Origin of the sequence: Streptomyces sp. NPDC097619 (genome assembly GCF_040302735.1) — a bacterium.
Classification (GTDB): domain Bacteria; phylum Actinomycetota; class Actinomycetes; order Streptomycetales; family Streptomycetaceae; genus Streptomyces.
In genome coordinates this window covers 22472-29911 of sequence record NZ_JBEOSD010000099.1, presented here as the reverse complement: position 1 = coordinate 29911, position 7440 = coordinate 22472, and the positions used below count along the sequence as shown (strand labels likewise).

Here is a 7440-nt window from a genome sequence, read left to right as displayed (position 1 = left end):
ATGTTCTCCCGCGCCACCTTCTCCACCTCCGTCGGCTGCATCGTGCTGGCCATGCTCGCCCTCGTCGGCTGGAGGAGGTCCCAGCGGTTCCCGTAGAGGTCTTCGAAGACGGCCACGGAGCCGTAGGACTCGTGCCGGGGCTCTTCGAGGAAGCGGACCCCGGCCCCGGTCATCCGGGCGTGGTCGCCGGCGAAGTCGTCGGTGTGGAGGAAGAAGCCGACGCGGCCGCCGGTCTGGTCGCCGACGCGGGCGCGCTGGGCGTCGTCCTTGGCGCGGGCCAGGAGGAGGGCGGTCCCGGTGGCGCCGGGCGGTCGGACCACGACCCAGCGGGAGCCGTCGGGGCGCGCGGTGTCCTCGACGAGGTCGAAGCCGAGGGCGCGCGTGTAGAAGTCGATGGCCTCGTCGTACTCGGTCACCACGAGGGCGGTCAGGGCGATATGGGATGCCATGGGGTCATTGTGGCCCGAGGAGGATCACGTCCAGGGTCCGGGGGCCGTGGACGCCCTCCACCCGGTCCAGTTCGATGTCGCTGGTGGCGGAGGGCCCGGAGATCCAGGTGAGCGGGCGACGCGGGTCGAGGCGGGCCAGGGCCCGGCGCACGGAGTCCACGAGCTGCTCGGGGACCCGGACCACGCAGACGTGGTGGTCGGGGACGAGCGTGCTGCGGCGGATCCCCTGGCCGGGGCCGCCGTCCAGGACGAGGGTGCCGGTCTCGACGACCGCGAGGGCGCAGCCGGTGACCACGCTGTCGGTGCGGTCGAGGCGGGCGGCGGTGAGATCGGGGGTCTCGGGCAGCGGGGCGGCCCGGATCCCGGCGGTCCAGGCGGCGGGGAGTCCGGCGGGGATCAGGACCTCGGCGGCGCCCCGGGCGTCGAGGAGCCGGGCGATGAGGTCGGGGGTGCCGGCGGCGTCGGTGTGGTGCACGTGGGCCCGGTACTCGGTGAGGTGGGCGGCGAGGAGGGCGGTGTTCTCGGCGGGCCCGCGGTCGCCGTGGGTGGTGAGGTAGTCCCGGGGCACGGGTGGGACGGCGGCGGGGGCCTCGCGGAGGGCGCGGCGGACGCGGCCGAGGATCAGGTCCCTGCTGTCGGTCACGGACCGGCCTCCGGCTTCGTGGTCGGGCGGGGTTCCTCGGTGGGTTCCGGTGCGGGGGCGGGTGGCGGGGCGGTGGTGGGTTCCGGGCCGCCGGCGGGGCCACGGGTCCGCTGCCACCAGCCGCGGAAGGGTTCGGCGGGCGGCACGGGCAGTTCGCGGGTGTCGGTCCAGGCCCGGCCGGGGCCGGGGAGCCGGCGGGGGCGCAGCCGGCGGGCGCGGGCCAGCAGGCGTTCCGCGGCGTGCAGGGCGTCGGGGCGGTCGAGGAGGAGGCGGGCGGCACGCATGGCGGCGCGCTCGGCGGCGTGGCCGCGGGCGGGCCGGATCCGGGTGCGGACGCCGTCGCGGGTGACGGTGCCGCCGAGGACCACGCGTTCGCGGAGGTGCAGCAGGACCTCGGGGATGTCGATGGCGACGGGGCAGACCTCGTAGCAGGCGCCGCACAGGGTGGAGGCGAAGGGCAGGGAGGCGTCGACGGCGCTGGTGGTGCCGCGGAGTTGGGGGCTGAGGATGGCGCCGATGGGGCCGGGATAGACGGAGCCGTAGGCGTGGCCGCCCGCGCGTTCGTAGACCGGGCAGACGTTGAGGCAGGCGGAGCAGCGGATGCAGCGCAGGGCCTGGCGGCCGGTGGCGTCGGCGAGGGTGTCGGTGCGGCCGTTGTCGAGGAGGACGAGGTGGAAGGCGGTGGGGCCGTCGCCGTCGGTGGTGCCGGTCCACATGGTGGTGTACGGGTTCATGCGTTCGGCGGTGGAGGACCTGGGGAGGAGCTGGAGGAAGACCTCCAGGTCGCGGAAGGTGGGGACGACCTTCTCGATGCCCACGACGGAGATCAGCGTCTCGGGGAGTGTCAGGCACATGCGGCCGTTGCCCTCGGATTCGAGGACGACCAGGGTGCCGGTCTCGGCGACCATGAAGTTGGCCCCGGAGACGCCGACCTTGGCGCGGAGGAACTTCTCCCTCAGGTGCAGGCGGGCGGCCTCGGCGAGTTCGCGGGGGTCGTCGCCGAGCCCGTCCGGGGCGGGGCGGCCCCAGCGGCCCATCCGGGTGCGGAAGACCTCGCGGATCTCGGCGCGGTTGCGGTGGATGGCGGGGACCAGGATGTGGGAGGGCCGGTCCTCGCCGAGTTGGACGATGAGTTCGGCGAGGTCGGTCTCGTAGGCGGCGATGCCCGCGGCTTCGAGGGCTTCGTTGAGGCCGATCTCCTGGGTGGCCATGGACTTGACCTTGACGACCTCGCGCTCTCCGGTGGCGAGGACGAGTCGGGTGACGATCCGGTTGGCCTCGTCGGCGTCGGCGGCCCAGTGGACGGTGCCGCCCGCGGCGGTGACGGCGGCCTCCAGGCGGAGGAGGTGTTCGTCCAGGCGGAGCAGGGTGGCGTCCTTGAGGGCCCGACCGGCTTGGCGGAGCCGTTCCCAGTCGGCGAGTTCGGCGGTGGCGCGGGCCCGTTTGTCGCGGATCGTGTGGGTGGCGTGCCGGAGGTTGGCACGGAGCACGGGATCCGCCACGCCTTCGGCGGCGGCCCGGGGGAAGGCGGGCATGCCGAGTTCGGTACGGGTCACCGCGGGGTTCCTCCTCGGGGTGGGCGGGGCGCGGGCAGGAGCAGCGGCTCCTCCTCGGTGGCGGCGAGGATCTCGGCGAGGTGCAGGGTGTGCAGGGGGGCGTCCCGGCGGCGCAGGATGCCGTCGAGGTGGGCCAGGCAGGAGTTGTCCCCGCCGCACAGGACGGTGGCACCGGTGCCGAGGGCGCCGTCCGCCTTGTCGGCGCCCATGGCGGCGGAGACCGCGGCGTTCTTGAGGGCGAAGGTGCCGCCGAAGCCGCAGCACTCCTCGGCGCCGGGGAGTTCGAGGAGTTCGAGGCCCTTGACGGCCTCCAGGAGGCGGCGGGGGCGGTCGCCGAGGCGCAGGGAGCGCAGGCCGTGGCAGGAGGGGTGGTAAGTGACGGCGTGCGGGAAGTACGCGCCGACGTCGGTGACCCCGAGCACGTCCACCAGGAACTCGCTGAGTTCGTGGGTGCGGGGGGCGAGGTCGGCGGCGAGGCGGGAGAGCCCGTCCCCGCGGCCCTCGGCGGCGGCGAGCCGGCCCATCCGGGGATAGTGCTCGCGGAGCATGGCGGCGCAGGAACCGGAGGGGGTCACCACGTGCTCGTACCCGGCGAAGGCGCGGGCGGTGCGGTGCAGCAGCGCTTCGGCCTCGCGGCGGTAGCCGGTGTTGTACGGGGGCTGGCCGCAGCAGGTCTGGGCGGCGGGGAAGTCCACTTCGACGCCGAGGCGTTCCAGGAGGCGGACCACGGCCCGGCCGGTGGCGGGGTACAGCGCGTCGTTGACGCAGGTGACGAACAGGGCGGCACGCATGCCCGGAGGATAGCGGCCCCTGGCGGCGGTGCCGGGGCCGCTATGGGGCAGACTCGGCCGGGTGAGAAAGTTCTATGTCATCGGCATCGGCGCGGGCGATCCGGACCAGCTGACCCTCCAGGCGGTCAAGGCGATCCGGTCCGTGGACGCGTTCCTCATCCTGGAGAAGGGCGAGGAGAAGGCGGACCTGACGGGTCTGCGGCGGGCGATGCTGGAGGAGCACGCGCGGCCCGGGCACCGGCTGGTGGAGGGCCGTGATCCGGACCGGGACCGGACCCCGGAGGCGTACGCGCCGACGGTGGACGGCTGGCGCAGCGCCCGCTCGGAGATCTTCGAACGGTTCCTCGCGGAGGAGCTGGACGAGGACGGCACGGGCGCCTTCCTGGTGTGGGGGGACCCGTCGCTGTACGACTCCACGCTCGCCATCCTGGAGGAGGTCGCCGGGCGCGGCCGGGTGGCCTTCGAGTACGAGGTGGTCCCGGGCATCAGCAGCGTGTCCACGCTGCTGGCGCGGCACCGGACCAACCTGAACCGGGTGGGCCGGCCGGTGCAGATCACCACGGGCCGGCTGCTCGCCGAGGGTTGGCCGGAGGACGTGGACGACGTGGTGGTGATGCTGGACGCCCGGCACGCCTTCACCCGGTACCTGGACCAGGACCTCCACATCTACTGGGGGGCGTACGTGGGCACCCCGGACGAGATCCTGGTGCAGGGGCCGCTGGCGGAGGTCGCGGGGCGGATCGAGGAACTGCGGACCGAGGCCCGGGCCCGGAAGGGCTGGATCATGGACACGTACCTGCTGCGCAGGCCCCTCGGGTAGGAGGGGCGCGGCGGAGGGGCGGCGACCGGGGCACCGGAGCCGCCCGTCCGCCCGGACCGGGCGGTCGGGCGGTCGGGCGGTCGGGCGGGACGGGGGTACGGGGGTACGGGGCCGGTCAGCGGCCCGCGAGGATCTCGGCGAGGCCGGTGGCGAGGCGTTCGTACTCCTCGGGCCGGTTGTACAGCTGGCCGCAGACCCGGACCCCGCCGCCGCCCTGCCAACCGAAGGCGTTGACGCGGATCCGGAAGCGCTCGAACACCTCGATGCGCAGGGCGCGGGCGGCGTCCTGGGTCTCGGCCACGCCCGCGGGCAGGCGCAGGGAGCGCATGGACACCTCCTCGCTGTGCGGGAGGGGGGTCAGCCCGGCGGTCTCGACGAGGACGGCGGCCCCGTACGCGGCGAGGGCGGTGTTGTGGGCGCGGACCTTGGCGGCGTCGAGCCGGTCCAGGAGGTCCAGGCCCTCGGGGGCGGCGAGCCAGCCGCTGTAGTCGTGGGTGGCGCGGTTCTCCACCGAGCGGGGGAAGCCGTGGTGGTCCTCCCAGGAGGGCACCAGGGGGCGGACGGAGCCGCGGTGGCGGGGGGCCACGGCGAGGACGGCGCTGCCGGGCGGCGCGTACGCCCACTTGTGGAGGTTGCCGAACCAGAAGTCGGCGCCGCCGGCCAGCGGGTCGGCGAGCATGCCGGGCGCGTGGGCGGCGTCGACCAGGGTGGTGACCCCGCGTTCGGCGAGGGCGGCCAGCAGCCGGGGGGAGGCCACGATCCGGGCGGTGGGCGAGGTGATGTGGTCGAGGAGGGCGACCTTGGTGCGGGGGGTGACCGCGGCCAGCACGGCCTCGCCGACGGCCTCTTCGTCGGGAAGGTCCAGGGCGAGGGGGACGGTGCGCACGGTGGCGCGGCGGGCGGCGGCCGCGGTGACGGTGCCGTAGCCGTGGTCGGTGACGAGGATCTCGTCCTCGGCGGTGAGCTCCAGGGAGCCGAGGGCGATGTTGGCGCCCTCGGTGGCGTTGGAGACGAAGCCGATGCCGTCCGGTTCGGCGCCGAGGTGGGCCGCGACGCGGCGGCGGGCGGCCTCGATGCGGTCGGGGGCCGTCAGGAAGAACTCGTCGGGGTCGCTCTCCAGTCCGGCGCGGACGGTGCGCAGGGCTTCCTGTACGGCTATCGGGACGGTGCCGAAGGAGCCGTGGTTGAGGTGGCTGACCTCCGGGTCGAGGCGGAACAGGGCGGGTCCGCCGGGAAATTCGGCGGGGGCCGCGGGCGTGGTGCGCCGGGTCACGAGGGCTCCTGGGGGTGGGTGGCCTGGTGATCCGATCATGCCGTGCGGGCGGGCCGGAGGTAACCCCCGCCCGCCCGCGGCGACTGTTTCCCGCTCAGCTCCGACCGCTGGTGGCGGCGTAGTACTGGAGGTCCTGGACGGTGACGATCCGGGAGACCGGGTAGCCGAGGGTGACCTTGGTGGCGGTGCGGCCGCCGCGCAGCGCGGTAGTGGAGTTGGTACCGCTGCGCAGCGGGTACAGCTCGACGTTGACCCCGGCGGGGACCTGTCGGTCGGTGCGGGCGCTGCCGGTGGTGGTGCGCAGGGTGGAGGGGGCGGTGAGGAAGCTGAGGACCTCGACGCGGTCGCGGGCGGCGGCGGAGCCCCCGCGCAGCCTCATGACGAGCTTCTGTCCGCCGGTGGGGGCGGTGCCGGCGAACTGCACCCGTGAGGTGAGGTAGAGGGTGTCCCGGACGATCTTCGGGTAGCTGCCGGTCTTGAAGCGGGTGAGGTAGTACGAGGTCAGGTCGAGGTAGGCGTGGCCGTTGTGCAGGGAGGGGGCGAACTGGCTGCCCTCGGAGTAGTCGTTCCAGGTGGTGAGCTGCACCCAGTCGGCGCGGTCCTCGATGGCGTGCTTCCAGGTGGCGCGGAGGGTGGAGGTGTTGCCGGCCTCGTCGAAGATGCCCTGGTTGGGGCGGGCGTCCTGGACGGAGACGGGCTGCATCCAGATCTTGCCGAGCTCATGGGCGCGGCGGGTGTCCCGGCCGGCCGGTTCCTGGCCCACGTAGCTGCGGCTGCCCCATTCGGTGAAGCCGTAGCTGATGGGGGCGAAGGGGGTGGCGTGCGGGCCGAAGTCGAGGAAGAGCGGGACGAGGGCGGTGCGGATGCCGTGGCGGGTGCGCAGGGAGTCCATCATCTGCTTCCACCAGGCGGGGTCCTTGGCCTCGGCCTTGAAGGGAGTGACCACCAGGCGGCCGTCGGGCAGGCGGTGCGCGGCGGGGGAACGGGCCAGGGTGGCGAGGGCGTCGGCCAGTCCGGCGGGGTCGGTGCGCAGGGAGGTCATGTCGGGCATGAGCTGGATCTTGAAGGCGGGGTCCACGGCGCGGGCCGCCTCCAGGAGCATGGTGGAGCGCTCCCAGTTCTTGCCGGAGAGGGAGAGCAGGTCGAGGGTGAAGCCGTCGAGGCCGGCGGCGCGGGCCGTGCGGACCTCTTCCTTGAGGTTGGCGAGTTCCCAGTCGCCGCTCTTGGGGGCGACGGGCAGCGGCCGGTCGCGGAGGAGTCCGCCGTAGCGGGCGTGCTTGCCGCTCTCGCCCTCGGGCTTGAGGTAGTTGCGGGCGTAGTAGTCGCGTTCGGGGGCGACGTTGTCCAGGGACAGCGGGTACGGGGTGAAGTAGTGCGCGAAGACGAGCTTCCCGGAGGCGCGCAGGCGTTCCGGGGAGGGCAGGTCGAAGGGCAGCGGGCCGCCGCGGCGGCGGACGGGGGTGTCCGGGGTCCGCGGGACCACGGGCAGGGCGCTGCGCGAGGCCCCGGGGGTGGCGGTGCCCGTTCCGGTGCCGGGGGCGGTGGTGCCGGGGGCCGTGGTCGGGGCCCGGTCGTCGTCCGGTACGGGGCCGGTGGACCAGGGGGTGCCGATCTCGGGGCGGGCCTGGGAGGCGGAGCCCGCGCCGGCGGTGAAGGGGTCCCAGACCAGGCTCGCGCCGGCGCCGAGGGCGACGACGAGGAGCGCCGTGAGGAGGAAGGCGGGTGTCCGGAAGCCGGAGCGGCGCCGGTGCCCGCGTCGACCGCGCCGCCGGGCCGCGGCGCGGGACGACCGTCCCGTGCCGTCGCCCTGCGGCAACGGCCTTCGTCGCGAGGGCTGTTCGGCCGGATCCGTGCTCATCGTTCCTCCCGGAGGTACGCCGGTGAATATGCCCGCGTCGCCGGCACTGC

At 74.6% G+C, this 7440-nt stretch carries 7 protein-coding genes; 1 reads left to right on the top strand and 6 read right to left on the bottom strand.

Annotated elements, in window-relative coordinates; genetic code table 11:
* The 4 genes from ABTZ17_RS24375 to ABTZ17_RS24360 form a co-directional block, all read right to left on the bottom strand.
* Positions 1-449, bottom strand: a 449-nt coding sequence (locus ABTZ17_RS24375) for a VOC family protein (protein ID WP_502994820.1), incomplete at its 3' end; no start/stop codon positions are given.
* A gap of 4 nt (positions 450-453) precedes the next feature.
* The gene (locus tag ABTZ17_RS24370; protein ID WP_352197824.1) at positions 454-1092 is read right to left on the bottom strand and encodes a LutC/YkgG family protein; all 639 of its coding nucleotides are present in this window, start codon (positions 1090-1092) and stop codon (positions 454-456) included.
* Entirely contained in the window at positions 1089-2648 is a 1560-nt protein-coding gene (locus tag ABTZ17_RS24365) for a lactate utilization protein B (protein WP_352197823.1), read from the bottom strand. Before ABTZ17_RS24365 ends, ABTZ17_RS24370 begins: the two co-directional genes overlap by 4 nt.
* Entirely contained in the window at positions 2645-3439 is a 795-nt protein-coding gene (locus ABTZ17_RS24360) for a (Fe-S)-binding protein (protein WP_352197822.1), read from the bottom strand. Before ABTZ17_RS24360 ends, ABTZ17_RS24365 begins: the two co-directional genes overlap by 4 nt.
* Before the next feature lie 61 nt (positions 3440-3500).
* Here ABTZ17_RS24360 and cobF point away from each other — a divergent pair, with 61 nt between their 5' ends.
* A complete protein-coding gene (gene cobF, locus ABTZ17_RS24355) occupies positions 3501-4259 on the top strand; it encodes a precorrin-6A synthase (deacetylating) (protein WP_352197821.1) in 759 nt (252 codons plus the stop codon).
* 115 nt (positions 4260-4374) lie between these two features.
* Here the strand turns inward: cobF and ABTZ17_RS24350 are convergent, their stop codons facing one another.
* The gene (locus ABTZ17_RS24350; RefSeq protein ID WP_352197820.1) at positions 4375-5532 is read right to left on the bottom strand and encodes an aminotransferase class V-fold PLP-dependent enzyme; all 1158 of its coding nucleotides are present in this window, start codon (positions 5530-5532) and stop codon (positions 4375-4377) included.
* Positions 5533-5626: 94 nt separating this feature from the next.
* The gene (locus ABTZ17_RS24345; RefSeq protein WP_352197819.1) at positions 5627-7390 is read right to left on the bottom strand and encodes a glycoside hydrolase family 71 protein; all 1764 of its coding nucleotides are present in this window, start codon (positions 7388-7390) and stop codon (positions 5627-5629) included.
* Between the last annotated feature and the right edge of the window lie 50 nt (positions 7391-7440).

What these genes read in the sequence shown, in the direction of transcription:
- ABTZ17_RS24360 (WP_352197822.1), bottom strand. Translation starts at nt 3,439, where the DNA reads ATGCGTGCCGCCCTGTTCGTCACCTGCGTCAACGACGCGCTGTACCCC.
- ABTZ17_RS24345 (WP_352197819.1), bottom strand. Translation starts at nt 7,390, where the DNA reads ATGAGCACGGATCCGGCCGAACAGCCCTCGCGACGAAGGCCGTTGCCG.